The sequence below is a fragment of the Rhizobium sp. YS-1r genome (assembly GCF_000757525.1).
Classification (GTDB): Bacteria; Pseudomonadota; Alphaproteobacteria; order Rhizobiales; family Rhizobiaceae; genus Neorhizobium; species Neorhizobium petrolearium.
The window spans coordinates 123,550-144,093 of the sequence record NZ_JPYQ01000019.1 but is presented as its reverse complement, the minus strand read 5'-3'; the positions used below and the strand labels follow the sequence as shown (position 1 = coordinate 144,093).

Below are 20,544 nucleotides of genomic sequence, written 5' to 3'. Positions count from 1 at the left end.
GCCGGATGGTGTTACCCGGCATGGTCGTGGACAAATTGAAAAATCGCAAATCTGCCCGGTGCGTCAGCTCAGTCGCAAGCGAAGCCAGGCTTCGATACCCTTTGCTGCGGCGCGGCCCGTGGCGAAACAGGCGGTCAGTAGATAACCACCAGTCGGGGCCTCCCAATCAAGCATCTCGCCTGCGACAAAAAGACCCGGTAGGGGCTTCAGCATGTAGTTTTCATCAAGATTGCTCCACGCGATGCCGCCCGCTGAGGATATGGCCTCGGCAATCGGACGCGGTCGGACGAGCGGAATGGGCAGGGCCTTGATGAATAGGGCCAGTTCTTTTGGCGCCATGCGGTTCGCTTCCGGCGCGAGCTCACGCACCAGGGCGGCCTTCACGCCTTCGAGCCCTGCGCCCTTGCGTAGCCGGTTGGAGAAGCTCATTTTGGAATTAAGCCGGGCAAGGTCCATGGTCAGGCGCTCGGCCGAACGTCCGGGTGCCAGGTCGACCGTCAGCGCGGCATGGCTCTCCCGTTCGAGGCGGTCGCGCAGTGCTGCTGCGTGAGCATAGACAAGGCTGCCTTCTATCCCATGCCTGGAAATGATAAACTCACCTTGTATCGTGCCGGCATCGGATGATGCGGAAACGGATTTCAGCGGCACACCGGCAAAACGCTCTCGAAACGGCTCGCTCCAAGCGACGTCGAACCCGCAATTGGCGGGCTGGAAAGCGGCGACCGTAACGCCTTTCTGCCCGAGCCAGGGCAGCCAGGCCGCATCGGACCCGAGGCGCGGCCAGCTTGCGCCGCCGAGCGCCAGCAGCACCGCATCCGGGCGGATCACCGTCACTCCTTCCGGGGTTTCGAAGCGATAGCCGTCGTCCGCAAAGCCTGTCCAGCGGTGCCGCGTCTTCAATTGGACGCCCTGCGCTTCCAGGCGCCTTATCCAGGCGCGCAGAAGCGGCGAGGCCTTCATGACCTTGGGAAAGACACGGCCGGACGTGCCGACGAAGGTCTCTGTGCCAAGGCCGAGCGCCCAGGCCCGGATATCGACCGGCTTGAAGGCTTCAAGGGCAGGCCGCAGGCGAGCGGACGCCGCGCCGAAACGCTCCGCGAACCGCGAAAAATCCTCCGAATGGGTGATGTTGAGCCCGGACTTGCCGGCCAGCAGGAATTTCCGGCCGAAGGTCGGCATGGCATCATAAACAGTCACAGCATAATGGGCGGCGGAAAGAACTTCCGCCGCCATCAGCCCTGCCGGTCCGCCGCCGATAATCGCGATCTGTTTCGTCATCCCTTGCGGGTTAGGACAAATCAATCCGCTTTGCCATAGCCCCCGGCGGTCGGCGTGACGACGATCACCGCTTCGCCGGCCTCGATCACCGTCTGGTCGCAGCCGGCGAGCTCTTCCATCGTTCCGTCGAGGCGCCGCACCAGGGTCTGGCCGAGTTCGCCGGCCTCGCCGCCGTCAAGCCCGTGCGGCCGGATCGTCCGGTGTGAGGAAAGCATGGCGCAATCCATTCTCTCCAGGAAGCGGATGGTGCGCTTCGTGCCGTTGCCGGCGGAAAACCTGCCCTTGCCGCCGGAATCCGGCCGGATGTGGAAGTCTTCGAGCAGCACCGGATAGCGGGTTTCCAGGATTTCCGGATCGGTGAGGCGCGAATTGGTCATGTGCACATGCACGGCGTCCGTGCCGGCAAACCCGGTGCCGTCGTTGAAGCGGCCGGCGGGCGAGCCGGAGCACAGCGTCTCGTAATACTGGTAGGTCGCATTGCCGAAGGTGAGGTTGTTCATCGTGCCCTGGCTCGCGGCCATCGCTCCCAGTGCGCCGAAGAGCGCATTGGTGACGTGCTGGCTGGTTTCCACATTGCCGGCGACGACGGCCGCCGGATATTGCGGTTTCAGCATCGAGCCTTCCGGCACGACGATACGGATCGGTCTGAGGCAGCCGGCATTCATCGGGATCGCGCTTTCCACCATTACCCGGAAGACATAGAGCACGGCGGCGCGCGTCACCGGCTCCGGGGCGTTGAAATTGTTCTTTTTCTGCGGGCTGGTGCCGGTGAAATCGACGGTCGCTTCGCGCTTGTCCCGGTCCACCGTGATCTTGACCTTGATGACGCTGCCCTGGTCGGTCGCATAGGAGAACTCCGCGTCGCTGAGCTTTGCGACGACCCGGCGGACACTTTCTTCCGCATTGTCCTGCACATGGCCCATATAGGCTTTGACCACGTCGAGGCCGAATTGCGCGATCATCTTGCGCATCTCATGCACGCCCTTTTCGTTGGCTGCGATCTGGGCGCGCAGGTCCGCGACGTTCTGGGCGACGTTGCGGGCGGGATAGGGATGGTCGGAGAGGAGCCTGGTGATGCCCGCCTCGTCGAAGCGGCCACGGTCGACCAGGAGAACGTTGTCGAAGAGAACGCCTTCCTCGTCCACCGTCGTCGCAAGCGGCGTCATTGAGCCCGGCGCCGTTCCGCCGACATCCGCATGGTGGCCGCGCGAAGCGACGTAGAAGAGAATCTTCGGTTCTTTGTTCCCTGTCGCGCCTTCGGCGCTCCCCGCCTCTTGCGCCTTCTCGTCAAAAACCGGCGTGACGACGGTGATATCCGGCAGATGCGTGCCGCCGTTATAGGGCGCGTTGAGGGCGAAGACGTCGCCAGGGCGGATTTTTCCCTTGTTTGCAGCGATCACCGTCTCGACGGATCGGTCCATGGAGCCGAGATGCACCGGCATGTGTGGGGCGTTTGCGACCAGCGCGCCGTTTTCGTCGAAGACGGCGCAGGAGAAGTCGAGCCGTTCCTTGATATTGACCGAGGAGGCGGTGTTCTGCAGCGTGACGCCCATCTGCTCGGCGATCGACATGAAGAGGTTGTTGAACACTTCGAGCAGCACCGGATCGGCTTGCGTACCGATCGGCAAGGCGCGGGAAAGCGCCGCGACGCGCTTCAGGACGACATGGTTCAATTTGGTGATCTCGAAGGCCCAGCCATCTTCGACGACGATCGTCTGGTGCGGCTCCACGACGAGGCAGGGGCCGTTCGCTTTGGCGCCCGACTTGATGTCGGATCGGCGATAGACGGGAGCCTCACGCCATGCACCGCCCGAAAAGAATCTCGTCTTCTCGCTCGCGGTCGGCATGGAGCTTTCGAGTGAAAATTCCGGCTCGGCGGAAGAGGCGCCGCCGCCGATCGCTTCCACTTCATAGGCTTCGAAAATGATCTCGCGATTCTCGAAGATGAAGCCGAATTGCTTCTTGTGCGCCGTCTCGAAAGCGGCGACCATCGCGGTCGCTCCATCGAGAGTTACGGCCAAGGTCGTATCCGTGCCCTGATAGCGTAGATGGGCGCGATGCAGCACGTCCGTTTCGGAGCGAGCGACGCCCTGCGAGGCCATTTCCTCGAGCACGCTTGTCGTAAGTTCCTCGCGGATCGGAGAAAGCGTTTCGAGCGCTGCCGAAAGCCCGAGCGAAATCGTCCGCTGGCGGGTGGCGCGTATATCGGCAAGCCCCATGCCATAGGCGGAAAGGATACCGGAGAAGGGGTGGATCAGAACGGTGGAAATGCCGAGCGCGTCGGCCGTCAGGCAGGCATGCTGGCCGCCGGCGCCGCCAAAGCAGGTCAGCACATAGTGGGTGACGTCGTAGCCGCGCTGGACGCTGATCTTCTTGACCGCATTCGCCATGTTCTCGACCGCGATCGACAGGAAACCGTCGGCCACTTCCTCCGGCGAGCGGCCATCGCCAATCACCTTGGCCATCTCCTCGAAGGCGGCGCGCACTGCGTCGGCGTCGAGCGGCTGGTCGCGGTTCGGCCCGAAGATCGCCGGGAAGAGTTTGGGTGAAAGCTTGCCGAGCATGACGTTCGCGTCGGTAACGGTGAGCGGCCCACCGCGCCGATAGGCCTTGGGGCCGGGATTGGCGCCCGCCGAATCCGGCCCGACGCGGAAGCGGCCGCTCTCGAAATGCAGGATCGAGCCGCCGCCGGCCGCGACCGTATGGATCGACATCATCGGCGCGCGCATGCGCACGCCGGCCACTTCCGTCTCGAAGGAGCGTTCGAGCTCTCCGTCATAATGCGAGACGTCGGTGGACGTGCCGCCCATGTCGAAGCCGACCATGCGCTCGAAACCGGCAAGCCGCGAGGTTTCGACTGCGCCGACCACGCCGCCGGCAGGACCGGAGAGGATCGCATCCTTGCCCTGGAAGAGCCGGGCGGCAGTCAACCCGCCGGAGGATTGCATGAACATGAGCTGCGGGCCGGTTTCCTCGTTGGCGCCAAGCTCGCCCGCCACCTGGTCGACATAACGGCGCAGGATCGGCGACAGATAGGCATCGACCACCGTCGTATCGCCGCGCCCGACCAGCTTGATGAGCGGCGAGACCTCGTGACTGACGGAAACCTGGGTGAAGCCGATCTCGCGGGCGATCCGTGCGGCAAGCTGTTCGTGAGCCGGGTAACGATAGGCGTGCATGAAGACGATCGCGACGGCGCGGAAACCGGCGTCGAATTGGCCCTGTAACTCGGCGCGGATCGCGCCTTCCTCCGGCTCCGCTTCGACGGTGCCGTCGGCACGGACGCGTTCGTCGACCTCGACGACGGCCGAATAGAGCAGTTCAGGTTTGATGATCTTCTTTGCAAAGATGTCGGCGCGGGCCTGGTAGCCGATCGCCAGGGCATCGCGGAAGCCGCGCGTGGTGACGAGCAGGGTCTGTTCGCCCTTGCGTTCGAGCAGCGCATTGGTGGCGACGGTGGTGCCCATCTTCACCGCGCCGATCACCTCCGAGGGGATCGGAACGCCGGCCGGAATACCCAGGAGCTCGCGGATACCCTGCACGGCTGCGTCGCGATAGGCCTCAGGATTTTCCGATAGCACCTTGTGGGCGATCAGCGATCCGTCAGGTCTGCGTCCGACAATGTCGGTGAAGGTGCCGCCGCGATCGATCCAGAAGTCCCACTTGCCATCGGCCATGTTCTGCCCCTCGTTGAAAGCTTGATTTGCAATAACGAAAACATTTCGTCGATAAAACGTCAATGATTAGTTGACAGGAAAATGTCTTTTGAAGCATCATGCCTTTCCAACAGGCAAGGAAGCCAGCAAAGAGCTCCACCTGCAAAACCGGCAACCGAGGGGAGCCGACCATGATCCTTTGCCATCGCGCAGCGGGGAGGACGTCACGTGTCCACCGCTAATGCTCGCCACAGCATCTTTCCTGAATGGCTCCGTCAAACGCTTGACGGGCTCTATCTCGTTTCCGGCTGGCTGGCCGGGCTTTTTCTGATCGCTATTTTCGTCATCATGCTATCGCTGTCGGCCGGCCGGCCAATCGGCTTGGATGTCCCAGCCGGCGACGACTTCGCCTCCTGGTGCATGGCGGCCGCGGCCTTCCTGGGCCTTGCCCACACGTTCCGCTCCGGAGAGCTCATTCGCATGGGCCTTCTCATCGACAGGTTCAGCGGTGTTGCGCGCAAGGTCATCGAGATCGCCTGCACGGCGATCGGCGCGGCCGCCATGCTCTATTTCGCCTGGTATGCGGTGGACATGGTCTGGACGTCCTGGAAATTCAACGACATCTCTCAGGGCGTCATACCCGTGCCGTTGTGGATACCGCAGCTCGGCATGGCTGTCGGCGTGGTCGTCCTGGCAATCGCTTTCGTGGATGAACTGGTCCACCTGCTTTTTGGCGGCGTGCCTCGCTACGAAAAGCCGGCCCCGAAATCCGAGGAAGAGATGATCGAGCGGATCATGGAAAGCGGAGCCTGACCATGGATGCCTCGAACCTTGTCGAAATATCGGGCCTCATCCTTGGCGCCCTCCTGCTCTTCCTCGTCGGTGGCGTCTGGATCGGGATTTCGCTGCTGATCTGCGGTTTCATCGCCATGCAGTTCGCGCCGGCGGGAATACAGATCGGCGCGGCACTTGCGACCAATGCCTGGGCGGGCAGCGCCTCCTGGTCTCTCGCCGCTCTACCGCTTTTCGTCTGGATGGGGGAGATCCTCTACAGGACGAGATTATCTGACGAAATGTTTAGAGGGCTTTCCCCCTGGCTGAACCGAATTCCGGGAAGATTGGTACATGTCAATGTTCTCGGTTGCGGGCTTTTCGGCGCAGTCTCCGGGTCGTCCGCCGCCACGACAGCCATGGTCGCGAAGATCACTCTGCCAGAATTGAAGAGGCGCGGCTATGACGAGATGATCAGTCTCGGTTCGCTGGCAGGCGCCGGTACGCTCGGCTTTCTCGTGCCGCCGTCGATTACCATGATCGTCTATGCTGTCGCCGCGAACGTTTCCATCATCCAGATGTTCCTGGCTGGCCTGCTCCCGGCGGTCATCGTCATGGCGCTCTATATGGGAGCGATCGTCATCTGGTCGCTGAAGAACCCCGACAAGTCTCCGCCTCCGGCGCCCGGCCTGAGCTTCCGGCAGAAGCTGAAGGAGACGCTCAATCTCATCCCGCTTGCGCTTCTCATTGCCGTCATTTTCACAACACTGGTACTCGGCTGGGCGACAGCCACCGAATGTGCGGCCTGGGGCGTGCTCGGCTCGCTCGTGATCGCGCTCTGGCAACGGGCGCTCACCTGGAAGAGCTTTTGGGAAAGCGTCATGGGCGCTGCGCGCATGACGGCGATGATCATGCTGATCCTGACGGGTGCCGGATACATGTCGATCGCCATGGGCTATACGGGGATTCCGAATGCGCTGGCCTCCTGGGTCGATAGCTTCCACCTGAGCCCTTATGCGCTGATTGCGGTGCTCACCGTCATGTATGTGCTGCTCGGCTGCGCGATCGACGGTCTTTCGATGATCGTCCTGACGACTGTGGTGGTGCTGCCGATGATCCAGCAGGCCGGCTTCGATCTGATCTGGTTCGGCATCTTCCTGGTGCTGATGGTGGAGATGGCTCAGATCACCCCGCCGGTCGGCTTCAATCTCTTCGTGCTCCAGACGATGAGCGGTAGAGACAGCCTGACGGTTGCGCGCGCCGCGCTGCCGTTCTTCTTCCTGCTTTTGGCGACGGTCGCCATCCTCACGATCTTCCCGGATATCGTGCTGGTCCTGCCGAAAATGGCTTTTCCGGGTTAATTTCTTAAAAAGGGGAATGAAAACATGATGATGCACTTCAAGGCCATTACCCGCGTCGGCCTCACGGCTGCTGCCTTAATCGCCTGTGCCGGCTCGGCTCTGGCTCAGACTGCCTGGGTCCTGCCCTCGGCCTATCCGCCGGCCAATTACCACGTCGAAAACCTGATGCAGTTTTCCAAGGACGTCGAAACGGCAACCAATGGCGCGCTGAAGATCACCGTTCATCCGAGTGCAGCGCTCTTCAAGGCTCCGGATATCAAGCGCGCGGTCCAGACCGGCCAGGCCCAGGCAGGCGAAGTGCTGATTTCCCTGCACGAGAACGAGAATCCGGTCTTCGGCATCGATGTCGTGCCCTTCCTGGCCACCAGCTTCGATCGGGCGAAAAAGCTCTGGGAGGCTTCCAAGCCGACCGTCGAAAAGGCGCTCGATGCGCAGGGGCTGAAACTTCTGTACTCGACGCCATGGCCGCCGCAGGGCATCTACACCAAGAAGGACGTCAACAGCACCGCTGACCTCAAGGGCCTCAAATGGCGCGCCTACAATGTCGGCACGTCGCGCATCGCCGAGCTTGTCGGCGCCCAGCCGGTCACCGTCCAGGCCGCCGAGCTGCCGCAGGCGCTCGCAACCGGCGTCGTCGACGGGCTGATGACGTCCAGCGCCACCGGCGTCGATTCAAAGATCTGGGAATCGCTCACCCATTATTACGACACCCAGGCCTGGATTCCGAAGAACATCATCTTCGTCAACAAGGCTGTGTTCGAAGCACTCGATCCGGCCGTGCAGAAGGCAGTTGCCGATGCGGCGGCAGCGGCCGAAACCCGCGGCTGGTCCCTCGCAGTCGAAAAAACCAAGAGCTACATGGACACACTGAAGCAGAACGGCATGCAGGTGATCGAACCCAGCGACGAGCTCAAGAAGGGTCTCGCCGATGTTGGTAGCAAACTGACCGAAGACTGGTCGAAGAAAGCCGGCGCCGACGGCGCCGCCATTCTGGACGCCTACAAGAAGATGTGATTTGAGGACGCCGCAAGCAGTCGCTAGCGGCGTTTTCATTTGCCGGGAGGAGAAGTCATGTCATCGGAAAAGGACTATTTAGGCCCGATCGTTTCCTCCGGGCATCTGGCGAGCGGCGCCCTGCCGGCGCTTTCCGAGATCGAGTTCGGCATGATCATGCTGAATCATGCCTTCAATCGCTGGATGGTTCGTTGCATGGCGGCAGCCGGCGTGCCGGATCTTTCCCCGATCGACATCCTCGTGCTGCACAACATCAACAGCCGCAACAAGCCTAAGACACTGGCCGACATCGCACTGGTCCTCAACATCGAGGATACGCATGTCGTCACTTACGCGTTAAAGAAGCTTGAGCGGCTCAAGCTGATCAAATCCGGGCGCCGCGGCAAGGAAAAGCTGGTCATGGCGACGGAAGCAGGTGCCGAGGCCTGCGCCCGCTACAAGGCGATGCGCGAAAGCCTGCTGGTCCGTTCGGTGCTGGCCACGGAAGTCTCGGCTGAATCGCTTTCGGAAGTGGCAGCCCGCCTCCGCGCACTTTCCGGCCACTACGATCAGGCGGCTCGCGCCGCCGCATCCCTCTAGGAGAAAAGCGCTTCCATCAACGGATGATCGGGATCCGTCATTCCGTCCAGCACGTTGAAGTGGTGCTTGTCCGGCTCCTCGACGGCTTCGGTCTCAGCGCCCAGGCCTTTCCAGATGCTGGCGAGCAGTGCATTCTGGCGGACGAATTCAGAACGTTCCGCAGCACCCACCCAGCAGGTTACCCTTGCGTTTGGCATCGGCTCCAGAAGGGCAGGGCTTTCGCGATAGGCTTCGTCCCGGTCTATGCGCTGCTTTTCGTTCATCTTCGTGGTAAGGAGGGGACGGAGATCATGGACGCCGGAGAGTGAAACAACATTGGCGATGCGGCCTCGAACCGTTTCCGGCAACGGTGACGTCGCGGAAATCATTCTCGTCACCAGTTGGCCTCCGGCGGAGTGGCCGATCAGTCGGATCGGTCCCTCGACCTCTTCGGCGGCAGCTTCGATCGCCCCGCCGATTTCAATCGTGATGTCGGCGATGCGGCTTTCGGGGGCAAGTGTGTAGGACGGCATGGCGACGGCATAACCGCGTTCCACCGCCCCCTTGGCAAAATGCGACCAGTAGCTATTGTCGAGCCCGATCCAGAAGCCGCCATGGACAAAGACCATCAGGCCGGCAGGCCTGGACTCCGGCAGGAAAAGATCGAAGCGGTTGCGAGGCTTTCCGCCATAGACAAGGCCGAGTTTCGCACGTCCTTCGGCGGAAAGCGCTTCACGATATTGCTGTGCAGGCTCCACCCATGCCGCCGGCCAGCGGTCGCCCTGGGGAATGTTGATGCCGTTGGCATAGGCATTGTCCCAGTCGCTGATCCGATGGCGCATTTTCGTTTTCTCCCCTCAATGCGGTTATGATCCCCGGCCGCATATTGGCATCGCCATCGCCTGCTTGGAACCCGTCCGGAGCGGAAAATGGCAGCCGGTGAAAATTATTACAAACTTAAAATTTCTCTCTTGCAACCGGAAGGAAGCGGTGCAATTCTGAACAAAAGGCAAAAAGCCGCATGGATAAAAAACTTGGGAACTGAAAAATGCTGGGACCGTCAGGCCATCTGGATACGTTTGCCCGCGACAACCTTCCACCGCCGGATCTTTGGCCGGAAATCAAGCTCGACGGCTTTGAGTATCCGGAATGGATGAACGCAGCGGTTGAGCTCACCGATCGTATGGTGGAAAAGGGTTTTGGCGATCATACCGCCCTGATCGGCAACGGCCGCCGTCGCACCTACAAGGAGCTCTCCGACTGGACGAACCGCATCGCCCTGGCGCTCACGGAGGATTATGGCCTGAAACCCGGAAATCGGGTGCTGATCCGCTCCGCCAACAATCCGGCCATGGTCGCCTGCTGGCTGGCGGCGACGAAGGCCGGCGCTGTCGTGGTCAACACGATGCCGATGCTGCGTGCCGGCGAGCTCGCCAAGATCATCGACAAGGCGGAGATTTCCCTGGCGCTCTGCGACACGCGCCTGATGGACGAACTGGTCGCTTGCGCCAAGGAAAGCCGGTTCCTCAAGCAGGTGATCGGTTTTGATGGCACTGCCAACCATGATGCGGAACTCGATCGCGCGGCGCTGAACAAGCCGGTGCTCTATGATGCGGTGAAGACAGGTCGGGACGATGTGGCCCTGCTCGGTTTCACCTCCGGTTCCACCGGTGTACCGAAGGCTACCATGCATTTCCATCGCGATCTCCTGATCATCGCCGATGCCTATGCCAAAGAGGTGCTGGACGTCACGCCGGACGATGTTTTCGTCGGTTCGCCACCGCTTGCCTTCACCTTCGGCCTCGGCGGCCTCGCGGTCTTTCCATTGCGCTTCGGCGCCTCTGCGACGCTTCTGGAGCAGGCGACGCCTCCGAAGATGATCGAGATCATCGAAACCTACAAGGCGACGATCAGCTTCACCGCGCCCACCGCCTACCGCGCCATGCTGGCCGCGATGGACGAAGGTGCGGACCTTTCTTCTCTGCGCATCGCCGTTTCGGCCGGCGAGACCTTACCGGGCCCCGTTTTCGAAGAATGGGTGAGAAAGACGGGCAAACCCATTCTGGACGGCATCGGTGCGACTGAGATGCTGCATATCTTCATCTCGAACCACTTGGGCGATGCCAGGCCCGCCTGCACCGGCAAGCCGCTCGCCGGCTATGAGGCGATCGTTGTCGACGACGATATGAGCGAGGTGCCGCGTGGCACGATCGGCCGGCTCGCAGTCAAAGGCCCGATCGGCTGCCGTTACCTCGCCGACGAGCGGCAAAAGGATTATGTCCGCAACGGCTGGAACCTCACCGGCGATTCTTTCGTGCAGGACGAGGACGGCTATTTCCATTTCGCTGCGCGTTCGGACGATATGATCATCTCGGCCGGCTACAATATCGCCGGCCCGGAAGTGGAGGCGGCTCTCCTGAAGCACGAGGCAGTGCTGGAATGCGCCGTGATCGGCGTGCCGGACGACGGACGTGGCATGATCGTCGAGGCGCATGTCGTGCTTGTTCCCGGCAGTGAGGCTTGCGACGCGATGGTGAAGCTGCTGCAGGAGCATGTGAAGAGCGTCATTGCGCCTTACAAATATCCGCGTTCGATCGTTTTCACCGACGCGCTGCCGAAGACCGAATCCGGTAAGATCCAGCGCTTCCGGTTGAAGCGGAAACTTTCAGCTTAACCGTACTTCGTGGTGGTTGCGTTTCACTGCGTATGCAGAGTGGAAGTTTCCGCGCAAATGTGGAAGGTAATGAAACGTTCGGCGGGCTGCTGCCCCGCTGCCGGAATATCTGGGAACGACATACAACAACAAACGGGAGTTCGTCACATGAAGAAACTGCTTGCCGCAGCCACGCTGACCCTGAGCATGAGCGCCTCGGGCCTTGCTTTTGCCGAGCCGTTGAAGATCGGCATGATTACCACGCTTTCGGGCGGCGGCGCCGGTCTCGGCATCGATACACGCGACGGCTTCATGCTGGCGATCAAGAATTCCGGCAACAAGGACATTACCGTCGTCACCGAGGACGATGCGCAGAAGCCGGAACTTGCGGTGCAGATCGCCGACAAGATGATCCAGAGCGACCAGGTGGATATTTTGACCGGCATCGTCTGGTCGAACCTGCTGATGGCGGTTGCTCCGAGTGCTGTTGCGCAAGGCAAGTTCTACGTCTCCACGAATGCCGCTCCCGCTGCACTTGCCGGGGCGAACTGCAACAAGCTCTATTTCAATGCGGCCTATCAGAACGACAATCTTCACGAGGCGATGGGCGAATATGCCAATAAGGGCTACAAGAAGATGTTCATCCTTGCCCCGAACTATCCGGCCGGCAAGGATTCGCTGACGGGCTTCAAGCGCTATTACAAGGGCGAACTCGCTGCCGAGGTTTATACTCAGGTTGGCCAGACGGATTACGCGGCGGAAATCGCCCAGATGCGCGCTTCCGGTGCCGATGGTATCTTCGTCTTTCTGCCGGGCGGCATGGGCATTGCGTTCATGAAGCAATTTGCCCAGTCGGGCGTGAAGATTCCGGTCATGGGGCCGGGCTTCTCCTTCAGCCAAGACGTGCTTCCGGCAATCGGCGATGCGGCGCTTGGCGCCAAGGCGTCCGGCCAGTGGGCTCCGGATTTCGACAACGAAGCCAGCAAGAAGTTCCTCGCCGACTTCCAGAAGGAATATAACCGCTTGCCATCGATCTATGCAGTTCAGGCCTATGACGCCGCGCAGCTCATCCTGTCTGCTGCTGCGAAGGCGGATGTGAAGGATGCGGATGCTTTCCGCGCCGAACTTCTGAAGGCGGATATCCAGTCGCCGCGTGGCAAGTTCAAGTTTAACACGAACCAGCATCCGATCCAGGACATCTACCTCACGGAAGTGGTGAAGCAGGATGGCGTCCTCACCAACAAGACGGTGGAAAAGATCTTCACCGATCATAAGGACGCCTATGCCAAAGACTGCAAGATCTAAGGTCTCCCCGTGACCGTTGCGCTTGCTCTCGAGCAGTTGCTGAACGGCCTGCAGCTCGGCGTCATGTTGTTCCTGATGGCCGCCGGGCTGACGCTGATCTTCGGCGTCATGGGCCTGATCAATCTTGCTCACGGCTCGCTCTATATGGTCGGCGCATTCGCCTGCGCCGCCGTGGCGGCTTGGACCGGCTCGTTCTGGATCGGGCTCATCGCCAGCCTCGTCGCCGCGGCGGCGGCCGGTGCGATCGTCGAGCTCGTGGTGATCCGCAGGCTTTACGATCGCGACCATCTCGATCAGGTGCTTGCCACCTTCGCGCTGATCCTGATGTTCTCCGAAGGCACGCGCTGGCTCTTCGGCTCGTTTCCGCTTTATCTCGATATCCCGCCGCTCCTGCAGGGGGCGGTGACACTGCCCGGCGGCACGCAATATCCGGTCTATCGTCTGGCCATCATCGCTGCCGGCGCGGTTGTCGCTTTCGGGCTGTACATGCTGATCTCGAAGACGCGGCTCGGCATGCGCATCCGGGCCGGCGAAAGCGACCGGGAGATGATCGGGGCGCTCGGCGTCGATATCCGCACGCTCTATACGGTCGTCTTCGCCCTTGGTGCGGCGCTGGCCGGGTTCGCCGGTGCCATGGTCGGCGCCTTGCAATCGGTGCAGGTGGGCATGGGCGAGCCGGTGCTCATCCTCGCCTTCGTGGTGATCGTCATCGGCGGCATCGGCTCGATCAAGGGGGCGCTCCTGGGCGCGCTTCTGGTCGGCGTCACGGACACGATGGGCCGTTTCCTGCTGCCGCAGATATTCGCATTCTTCGCTCCGCCGGCCCAGGCGGGCATGATCGGCGGCGCCGTGGCCTCGATGCTCATCTATATCGTCATGGCGGTCATCCTCGCGGTGAAGCCGCGCGGGCTCTTCCCGGCAGCGCATGCGTGAGGTCCGGATCGTGAGCCGCGAAAACCTCGTCAACCTCATCCTGGCCTTGGCTTTGCTTGCCGTGCCGTTTGCGGCGAACGCTGTCGGCCAGCCCTTCTACGTCACGCTGGCAACCCGTGTTGCGATTCTTGCTCTTGCCGCGACCGGCCTCAATCTGGCATTGGGCCTGGGCGGCCTCGTCTCCTTCGGTCATGCGGCCTTCTTCGGTATCGGAGGCTATGTTGCCGGCATCCTGGCGACGCACAGCTTCTCAGGTGAACCTCTGCTCTTCGGTCTGCCGGGCACCAATCAGATGTGGGTGATCTGGATTGTCGCGGTCCTGCTCGCGGGTCTCCTGGGCCTTGCGATCGGCGCGATCAGCCTCAGGACGTCAGGCGTCTATTTCATCATGATCACGCTCGCCTTTGCGCAGATGGTCTACTACTTCGCGGTCTCCTGGCCGGCCTATGGCGGGGAGGACGGGCTGTCGATCCTCGTCCGGAACCAGTTTCCGGGCGTCATGACGATGCGGCCCTTGAGCTTCTTCCTGATCTGTTACGTGGTGCTGCTGGTCGCAATAGGCCTTTTCGCGCTGATCCGCGCCTCGCGTTTCGGCACCGCATTGCAGGCGGCGCGGCAGAATGAGGTGCGCGTCGCGACGGTCGGGATCCAGCCGTACCGTATCAGGCTCACGGGCTTTGCCATTTCGGCAATGATGACCGGCCTTGCCGGCGCGCTGTTTGCCGATCTCAACCGTTTCGTCAGTCCCTCCATGCTCTCCTGGCACATGTCGGGGGAGCTGATCGTGCTGATCGTGCTCGGTGGAACTGGCCGGCTGTTCGGTCCGCTGGCGGGTGCGGCGCTCTACGTCGCCTTCGAATATGCGCTCGGCGGCATCACGGAACGCTGGCAGTTCTTCCTGGGGCTTATTTTGCTGGTCGTGGTACTCTTCGCCCGCGGCGGCCTGCTGGGGCTTCTCGCCGGAAAGGCCAGACATGGTTGAGCCGGTTCTCGAAATCTCCGACCTGGTCAAGAATTTTGGAGCGCTGCGTGCGACCGACGGCGTCACGCTCGATCTCAGGCCGGGCGAAATCCATGCGCTGATCGGCCCGAACGGCGCCGGCAAGTCGACGCTCATTCACCAGATCTGCGGCACGCTCCGGCAGGATAGCGGCACGATCCGCTTCGCGGGGCAGGATATTGGCGGCCTGGGTGTTGCAGGCCGTGCCCGGCTGGGCCTGGGGCGTACCTTTCAGGTCTCTTCGCTGGCGCCGGAATTTTCGGCGCTCCGCAATGTCATGCTGTCGGTGCAGGCGAGGGAGGGTACGAGCTTCCGTTTTTTCAAGCCGGTGATGCGCGACGGATCCTTGATCGACCCGGCCATGGCCATGCTGGAGCGTGTCGGCCTCGCTGCCCGCGCCCGCATCCCCGCTGCCGAGCTCTCGCATGGTGAACGCCGGCAGCTCGAAATCGCCATGGCGCTGGCGCTTCGATCGAAAGCCTTCCTGCTTGATGAGCCGATGGCCGGCATGGGGCCGGAAGGCTCGAAATCGCTCACCCGTTTCCTGGATGCGCTCAGGCAGGAAGCGCCGATCCTGCTGGTCGAGCATGATATGGATGCAGTATTTGCACTCGCCGACCGGATTTCCGTGCTCGTCTACGGCCGCATTATTGCTACTGGCACGGTTGAGGAAATCCGTGGCGACCCGGCTGTGCGCACCGCCTATCTCGGAGATCACGTTTGATGCTGCTCGACGTCTCCCGGATCGAAGCATTTTATGGCGCAAGCCAGGCGCTGTTCGGCGTTGACCTGTCTGTGGCGGAGGGCGAGGCCGTGGCGCTGATGGGCCGCAACGGCATGGGCAAGACCACGACCATACGTGCCATCTGCAACCTCAATCCGCCGCGCGCCGGCGCAGTCCGGCTCGGTGGCGCGGACCTCAAGGGCAGGCGACCGCATCATGTGGCGAAGCTCGGCATCGGCCTCGTGCCGGAAGGTCGCCGCTGCTTTCCGAACCTGACGGTGCATGAGAACCTGGTCGCGGCTGCGCGGCCGGGCAGATGGACATTGGACGAGGTCAATGCGCTTTTTCCCCGCCTCCAGGAACGGCATGCCCAGATGGCGCGGTCGCTCTCCGGCGGTGAGCAGCAGATGCTGGCGATCGGCAGGGCTCTGATGACCAATCCGCGCATCCTGATCCTCGATGAGGCAACGGAGGGGCTTGCTCCGGTCATACGCCAGGATATCTGGAGAGCCATACGGAGGCTGAAGGCGGAAGGGCTTTCGATCCTTGTGGTGGATAAGACGCTTTCCGAGCTTTTGCCGGTTGCGGATCGCTGTGTCATCCTGGAAAACGGAAGAAGCGCCTGGAGCGGCAAGGCTGAGGAACTGACGACGGAACTGCAGGATCGATATCTCGGAGTGTAAGCGATGGATGGTGAAGCGGGAAGCGCCGATCTGGAATTGATCGCCCACGGTCCGCATGGGCGCAACAAGCCGGAAACGCGGCTCTGGTTGCGTATGCTTTCCACCACAAAGCTGATCACCAACGAAATCCGCCGACGGCTCAGGACCGAATTTGGTGCAACGCTGCCGCAATTCGACCTGATGGCCCAGCTCTATCGCGAAAGCGACGGCCTGCGCCTGGGCGAGCTTTCGAAGCGAACCATGGTGACGAATGGCAACGTGACCGGTCTTGTCGAGCGACTGGAGGCCGATGGCTTCGTTAAGCGGGTAACGCCGGACGGTGACCGGCGCGTTACGGTCGCCAGGCTGACGCCGGAGGGTACGAAGCTTTTCGTTGCCATGGCCGCTGCCCATGAAGGCTGGCTGCGGGATATCATGGCAGATGTCGCTCCGGCCACGATCGCATCGCTGTGGTCGGAGATTGGGGCCGTGAAAATTTCTGCCAGCAATCACCTTTCCAGCAGCGCTTTCGATCAGTAGACCCGGTGCTGGTAACGAATTCGGGGTGATAGATGGCAGACCTCCAGGCGATCGTCGACGAGATTCACGACAAGCTGGCGCCGCGTCTCGGCGAGGGCAAGGTCGCCGACTATATTCCGCAGCTCGCCCATGTCGATCCGAAGAAATTCGGCATGGCGATCGTGACCGTGGACGGGGAGACCTTCAAAGTTGGCGATGCCGATGCCTCCTTCTCGATCCAGAGCATTTCCAAGGTCTTTACGCTGACGCTGGCGCTCGGCAAGCATGGCGAGACGACCTGGAACCGTGTCGGACGCGAGCCGTCTGGCTCTGCCTTCAATTCGATCGTCCAGTTGGAACACGAAGAGGGTAAGCCACGTAATCCATTTATCAATGCCGGCGCGATCGCCGTCAGCGATCTCGTTCTTGCCGGGCATACGCCGCGCGAGGCGATCGGCGAGATCGTCCGTTTTGTACGCTATCTGGCGGACGACGATTCGATCGCCATCGATCCGGAGGTAGCGAAATCGGAGCAGGCGACAGGTTACCGCAATTTCGCGCTTGCCAATTTCATGCGCTCCTTCGGCAAGCTGGACCATCCGGTCGAGCATGTGCTCGGCGTTTATTTCCATCACTGCGCACTCGCCATGACCTGCACGCAGCTTGCGAAGTCCGGTCTTTTCCTCGCTGCTTCCGGCCGCAATCCGCTGACGGGACACACAGTCGTCTCCAAACAGCGGGCAAGGCGCATCAATGCGCTCATGCTCACCTGCGGGCATTACGACGGTTCGGGAGATTTTGCCTATCGGGTGGGCCTGCCGGGCAAGAGTGGTGTCGGCGGCGGCATCCTCGCTGTCGCACCGGGCAGGGCCTCGGTTGCCGTCTGGTCGCCGGGGCTCAATCACAATGGCAATTCGCTTCTTGGTTCGCTGGCTTTGGAAATGCTGACGACCCGCACGGGCTGGTCGGTCTTCGGCCATTGATCCCGCATACGGCATAAAAAACCCGGCCGAAGCCGGGTTGAATGTAGTGGCAGCGTGTTGTGATCAGTCCTCGCTGGCTGCCATCTGCGAGAGCACTTCGCCGCGTCCGCGTATGCGCAGGATCAGCGGTATGATGAAAGCCAGCGCTGCCAGGATGAGCAGAACGGCCGCGATCGGCGACTGGACCAGCGTCGTGACATCGCCCTGGCTGATCGCCAGCGCGCGGCGGAGCTGCTGTTCGGCAAGCGGCCCCAGGATCAGGCCGACGACGACCGGCGCGATCGGGTAACCCAGGACACGCATGACATAGCCGAGGAATCCGAAGGTCAGAAGCATGCCGAGTTCGAAAACCGACGGATTGGCACCGATCGTCCCGAGCGTCGCAAACAGCAGGATGCCGGCATAAAGCCATGGCTTCGGAATGGTCAGCAGCTTCACCCAAAGACCGACGAGCGGCAGGTTGAGGACCAGCAGCATCAGGTTGGCGATAAGCAGCGACGCGATCAGGCCCCAGACGAGCTGGGGATTGGTCACGAAGAGCAGCGGGCCCGGCTGCAGACCGTATTGCTGGAAGCCGGCAAGCATGATCGCCGCGGTCGCGGACGTCGGCAGGCCGAGCGTCAGCAACGGCACAAGCGTGCCGGCGGCAGACGCATTGTTGGCAGCTTCCGGGCCGGCAACCCCTTCGATCGCGCCATTGCCGAATTCTTCCGGATGCTTGCTGAGGCGCTTTTCGGTCGCGTAGGAGAGGAAGGTGCCGATTTCGGCTCCGCCCGCCGGCATGGCGCCGATCGGGAAGCCGATAACCGTGCCGCGCAGCCAGGCTTTCCAGGACCGCGCCCAATCCTGCGCACTCATCCAGACGGAGCCCTTGACGGCTTCCACCGTTTCCGGACCCTTGTTTCCTTGGGCGGCGATGAACAGGGTTTCTCCGATCGCGAACATGGCGACCGCCATGGTCGTGACTTCGATCCCGTCGAGAAGGTCGGGGATGCCGAAGGACAGCCGGTTCTGGCCGGTGAGCTGGTCGATGCCGACGACAGAGAAGGCAAGACCGATGAACAGTGAGGTGAGGCCGCGCAAAGTGGAATCGCCGAAGGCGGAGGATACCGTCACGAAGGCGAGCACCATCAGCGCGAAATATTCGCGCGGTCCGAAGACCAGCGCCAGCTTGACGATATACGGCGCGATGAAGGCAAGCGCCATCGTGGCGATCAGGCCTGCGACGAAGGAGCCGATCGCCGCCGTCGCCAGTGCCGGTCCGCCACGTCCCGCCCTGGCCATCTTGTTGCCTTCGAGCGCGGTGACGATCGATGAGCTCTCGCCCGGTGTGTTGAGCAGGATGGAGGTGGTCGAACCGCCATACATGCCGCCGTAATAGATACCCGCAAACATGATCAGCGAACCGGTCGGATCAAGGCGATAAGTGACGGGCAGAAGCAACGCGACGGTCAGCGCCGGCCCGATACCGGGCAGAACACCGACTGCGGTGCCGAGCGTCACGCCGATCAGCGCATAGAGCAGGTTGATGGGTTGCGCTGCGGAGGCAAGCCCCTGCAGGAGGAATTCGAATGTGCTCATGGTCTTACTTTCCGGGCCCGATCACCAAAAAAGCCGTTCCAGCGGGCCGGCGGGCAGCGCAAGCTGCAGGAGGCCTGCGAAGATCAGCCAGATGAAGAGACAGACGACGATGCCGAGCGGGATCGTGATCCACAGTTTGCGTTTGCCGAAGCCCGCGGCAGTGAGGCCGAACAGGATACCGGTCGCGATCGAGAAGCCGGCAACGCGAAGAAGCAGCATCTGTGCGATAAGCCCCGCGACGATCCAGACGACCGGACCGATCTCCTGTTTGTCGCGCGTCGGAAAATCGCCGCGGAAAGCCTCGATCACCGTCCAGATCGCAAGTCCGATCAGCGCAAAGCCGATCCAGTCGGGCACCGTCGCCGGACCGACCTGCGAATAGCCGCCCGTACCCTTCAACCGTGACACATCGATGAAAATCACGGCGGCTATTGCCGCCAGGACTACGGCAACGGCAAGCGCCGCCCAATCGGGGCGGCGCTGCTCGGTCTTGTTGCGGTCGAGGCTCATTTGACCAGCCCGATGTCCTTGAGGACCACTTCCGTGGCGGAAATGTCCTTGGCGAGCTGTTCATCAAAGGCCGAGCCGGCGAGATAGGTATCGGTCCAGCCCTTGGTCTTCAGGGCCTCCTGCCAGGTTTTGGACTGGGCGAGCTTCTCGATGTCGGCTGCCACGGCCTTCTTTTGTTCATCGGAAAGGCCGGGAGCGGCGGCGACCATGCGCCAGTTCTGGACAACCACGTCGAAGCCGGATTCCTTCAGCGTCGGGGCATCGGCGCCTTCGATCTTCTTGTCGGAGGAAACGGCCAAGAGGCGCAACGTGCCGGCCTTGATCTGCGATTCGAACTCGCCGTAGGACGAAACGCCGGCAGTCACCTGGCTGCCGAGAATGGCGGCAAGGGCTTCGCCGCCGCCCGAAAACGCGATGTAGTTGATCTTGGTCGGGTCGACACCGGCCGCCTTGGCAAGCAGGCCGACGAGGATATGGTCGGTGCCGCCAGCCGAGCCACCGCCCCAGGAAACGGCGCCTGGGTTTTCCTTCAGCTTGGCGACGAGATCGCCGATCGTCTTGATGTCGGAAGAGGCCGGAACGACGATTGCCTCATATTCGCCGGTGAGGCGGGCAATCGGCGTGACGTCCTTGAGCGTCACGGGCGATTTGTTGGTCAGGATTGCGCCGACCATGACGTAGCCGCCGACCAGGAGTGCATTCGGGTTGCCCTTCTGCTGGCTGGCGAACTGGGCGATGCCGATCGTGCCGCCGGCGCCCGGTACGTTGACGACCTGCACGTTGCCGGCGATCTTTTCCTGCTGGAGCGCCGTCTGCATGGTGCGGGCCGTCTGGTCCCATCCACCGCCCGGTGCGGCTGGAGCCATGATCGTGTAGTCGGCCGCAGCGGCCGGCAAGGCAAGTGCGCCCGCGAGAATGGAAGCGAGAAAGAAATGTTTCAAGGGTTGATCCTCCGTTGGCGCCCGAAGTGGACGCAAATGTTTCTTCTGTCGAAACGAAAAAGATGGGCCGGTGCGCAAGAACCGCTACCGACGCC

At 61.9% G+C, this 20,544-nt stretch carries 18 protein-coding genes; 12 read left to right on the top strand and 6 right to left on the bottom strand.

Annotated elements, in window-relative coordinates; translation table 11 throughout:
- Positions 1–63: 63 nt before the first annotated feature.
- Positions 64–1,278, bottom strand: a complete 1,215-nt coding sequence (locus tag JL39_RS14715; RefSeq protein ID WP_037151796.1) for a TIGR03862 family flavoprotein — start codon at positions 1,276–1,278, stop codon at positions 64–66.
- A 20-nt stretch (positions 1,279–1,298) separates the two neighbouring features.
- A complete protein-coding gene (locus JL39_RS14710; protein ID WP_037151793.1) occupies positions 1,299–4,955 on the bottom strand; it encodes a hydantoinase B/oxoprolinase family protein in 3,657 nt (1,218 codons plus the stop codon).
- A 207-nt stretch (positions 4,956–5,162) separates the two neighbouring features.
- Here JL39_RS14710 and JL39_RS14705 point away from each other — a divergent pair, with 207 nt between their 5' ends.
- The 4 genes from JL39_RS14705 to JL39_RS14690 are packed head-to-tail and all read left to right on the top strand — an operon-like array spanning position 5,163 to position 8,659.
- Positions 5,163–5,747, top strand: coding sequence for a TRAP transporter small permease (locus JL39_RS14705; RefSeq protein WP_052182871.1), 585 nt, complete (start codon positions 5,163–5,165; stop codon positions 5,745–5,747).
- A gap of 2 nt (positions 5,748–5,749) precedes the next feature.
- Complete coding sequence (locus JL39_RS14700) at positions 5,750–7,066, top strand: TRAP transporter large permease subunit (protein WP_037151791.1); 1,317 nt, start codon at positions 5,750–5,752, stop codon at positions 7,064–7,066.
- A gap of 24 nt (positions 7,067–7,090) precedes the next feature.
- Positions 7,091–8,080, top strand: a complete 990-nt coding sequence (locus tag JL39_RS14695) for a TRAP transporter substrate-binding protein (RefSeq protein ID WP_244446891.1) — start codon at positions 7,091–7,093, stop codon at positions 8,078–8,080.
- Positions 8,081–8,137: 57 nt separating this feature from the next.
- Positions 8,138–8,659, top strand: a complete 522-nt coding sequence (locus tag JL39_RS14690; RefSeq protein ID WP_037151787.1) for a winged helix DNA-binding protein — start codon at positions 8,138–8,140, stop codon at positions 8,657–8,659.
- On the opposite strand, the gene JL39_RS14685 is transcribed toward JL39_RS14690, so the two are convergent.
- Positions 8,656–9,480: an alpha/beta hydrolase gene (locus JL39_RS14685; RefSeq protein ID WP_037151785.1), complete on the bottom strand. Its 825-nt coding sequence runs from the start codon at positions 9,478–9,480 to the stop codon at positions 8,656–8,658. The genes JL39_RS14690 and JL39_RS14685 overlap by 4 nt on opposite strands.
- A gap of 206 nt (positions 9,481–9,686) precedes the next feature.
- Here JL39_RS14685 and JL39_RS14680 point away from each other — a divergent pair, with 206 nt between their 5' ends.
- The 8 genes from JL39_RS14680 to JL39_RS14645 all read left to right on the top strand — a co-directional run bounded on the left by JL39_RS14680 (position 9,687) and on the right by JL39_RS14645 (position 17,417).
- Positions 9,687–11,312 carry an AMP-binding protein gene (locus JL39_RS14680; RefSeq protein ID WP_037151782.1) on the top strand — a complete coding sequence of 542 codons (1,626 nt, stop codon included), beginning with the start codon at positions 9,687–9,689 and terminating at the stop codon, positions 11,310–11,312.
- 147 nt (positions 11,313–11,459) lie between these two features.
- Positions 11,460–12,596 carry an ABC transporter substrate-binding protein gene (locus JL39_RS14675; RefSeq protein ID WP_037151779.1) on the top strand — a complete coding sequence of 379 codons (1,137 nt, stop codon included), beginning with the start codon at positions 11,460–11,462 and terminating at the stop codon, positions 12,594–12,596.
- A gap of 9 nt (positions 12,597–12,605) precedes the next feature.
- On the top strand, positions 12,606–13,529 hold the full coding sequence (locus JL39_RS14670; RefSeq protein WP_037151775.1) for a branched-chain amino acid ABC transporter permease: 924 nt from the start codon (positions 12,606–12,608) through the stop codon (positions 13,527–13,529).
- Positions 13,530–13,539: 10 nt separating this feature from the next.
- Entirely contained in the window at positions 13,540–14,511 is a 972-nt protein-coding gene (locus tag JL39_RS14665; protein ID WP_210165753.1) for a branched-chain amino acid ABC transporter permease, read from the top strand.
- Entirely contained in the window at positions 14,504–15,253 is a 750-nt protein-coding gene (locus tag JL39_RS14660) for an ABC transporter ATP-binding protein (protein WP_037151770.1), read from the top strand. Before JL39_RS14665 ends, JL39_RS14660 begins: the two co-directional genes overlap by 8 nt.
- Complete coding sequence (locus tag JL39_RS14655) at positions 15,250–15,936, top strand: ABC transporter ATP-binding protein (RefSeq protein WP_200883956.1); 687 nt, start codon at positions 15,250–15,252, stop codon at positions 15,934–15,936. Before JL39_RS14660 ends, JL39_RS14655 begins: the two co-directional genes overlap by 4 nt.
- A gap of 3 nt (positions 15,937–15,939) precedes the next feature.
- A complete protein-coding gene (locus JL39_RS14650; RefSeq protein ID WP_037151768.1) occupies positions 15,940–16,455 on the top strand; it encodes a MarR family transcriptional regulator in 516 nt (171 codons plus the stop codon).
- A gap of 32 nt (positions 16,456–16,487) precedes the next feature.
- Positions 16,488–17,417 (top strand): glutaminase, encoded by a 930-nt coding sequence (locus JL39_RS14645; RefSeq protein WP_037151765.1) that lies wholly within the window; start codon positions 16,488–16,490, stop codon positions 17,415–17,417.
- Between the two features lie 63 nt (positions 17,418–17,480).
- On the opposite strand, the gene JL39_RS14640 is transcribed toward JL39_RS14645, so the two are convergent.
- From JL39_RS14640 to JL39_RS14630, 3 genes are read right to left on the bottom strand one after another with little or no spacing between them, the layout of a single operon-like run.
- The gene (locus tag JL39_RS14640; protein WP_037151763.1) at positions 17,481–18,998 is read right to left on the bottom strand and encodes a tripartite tricarboxylate transporter permease; all 1,518 of its coding nucleotides are present in this window, start codon (positions 18,996–18,998) and stop codon (positions 17,481–17,483) included.
- 21 nt (positions 18,999–19,019) lie between these two features.
- Positions 19,020–19,508, bottom strand: coding sequence for a tripartite tricarboxylate transporter TctB family protein (locus JL39_RS14635; RefSeq protein ID WP_037151760.1), 489 nt, complete (start codon positions 19,506–19,508; stop codon positions 19,020–19,022).
- Positions 19,505–20,449, bottom strand: a complete 945-nt coding sequence (locus JL39_RS14630) for a tripartite tricarboxylate transporter substrate binding protein (protein ID WP_037151757.1) — start codon at positions 20,447–20,449, stop codon at positions 19,505–19,507. Before JL39_RS14630 ends, JL39_RS14635 begins: the two co-directional genes overlap by 4 nt.
- Between the last annotated feature and the right edge of the window lie 95 nt (positions 20,450–20,544).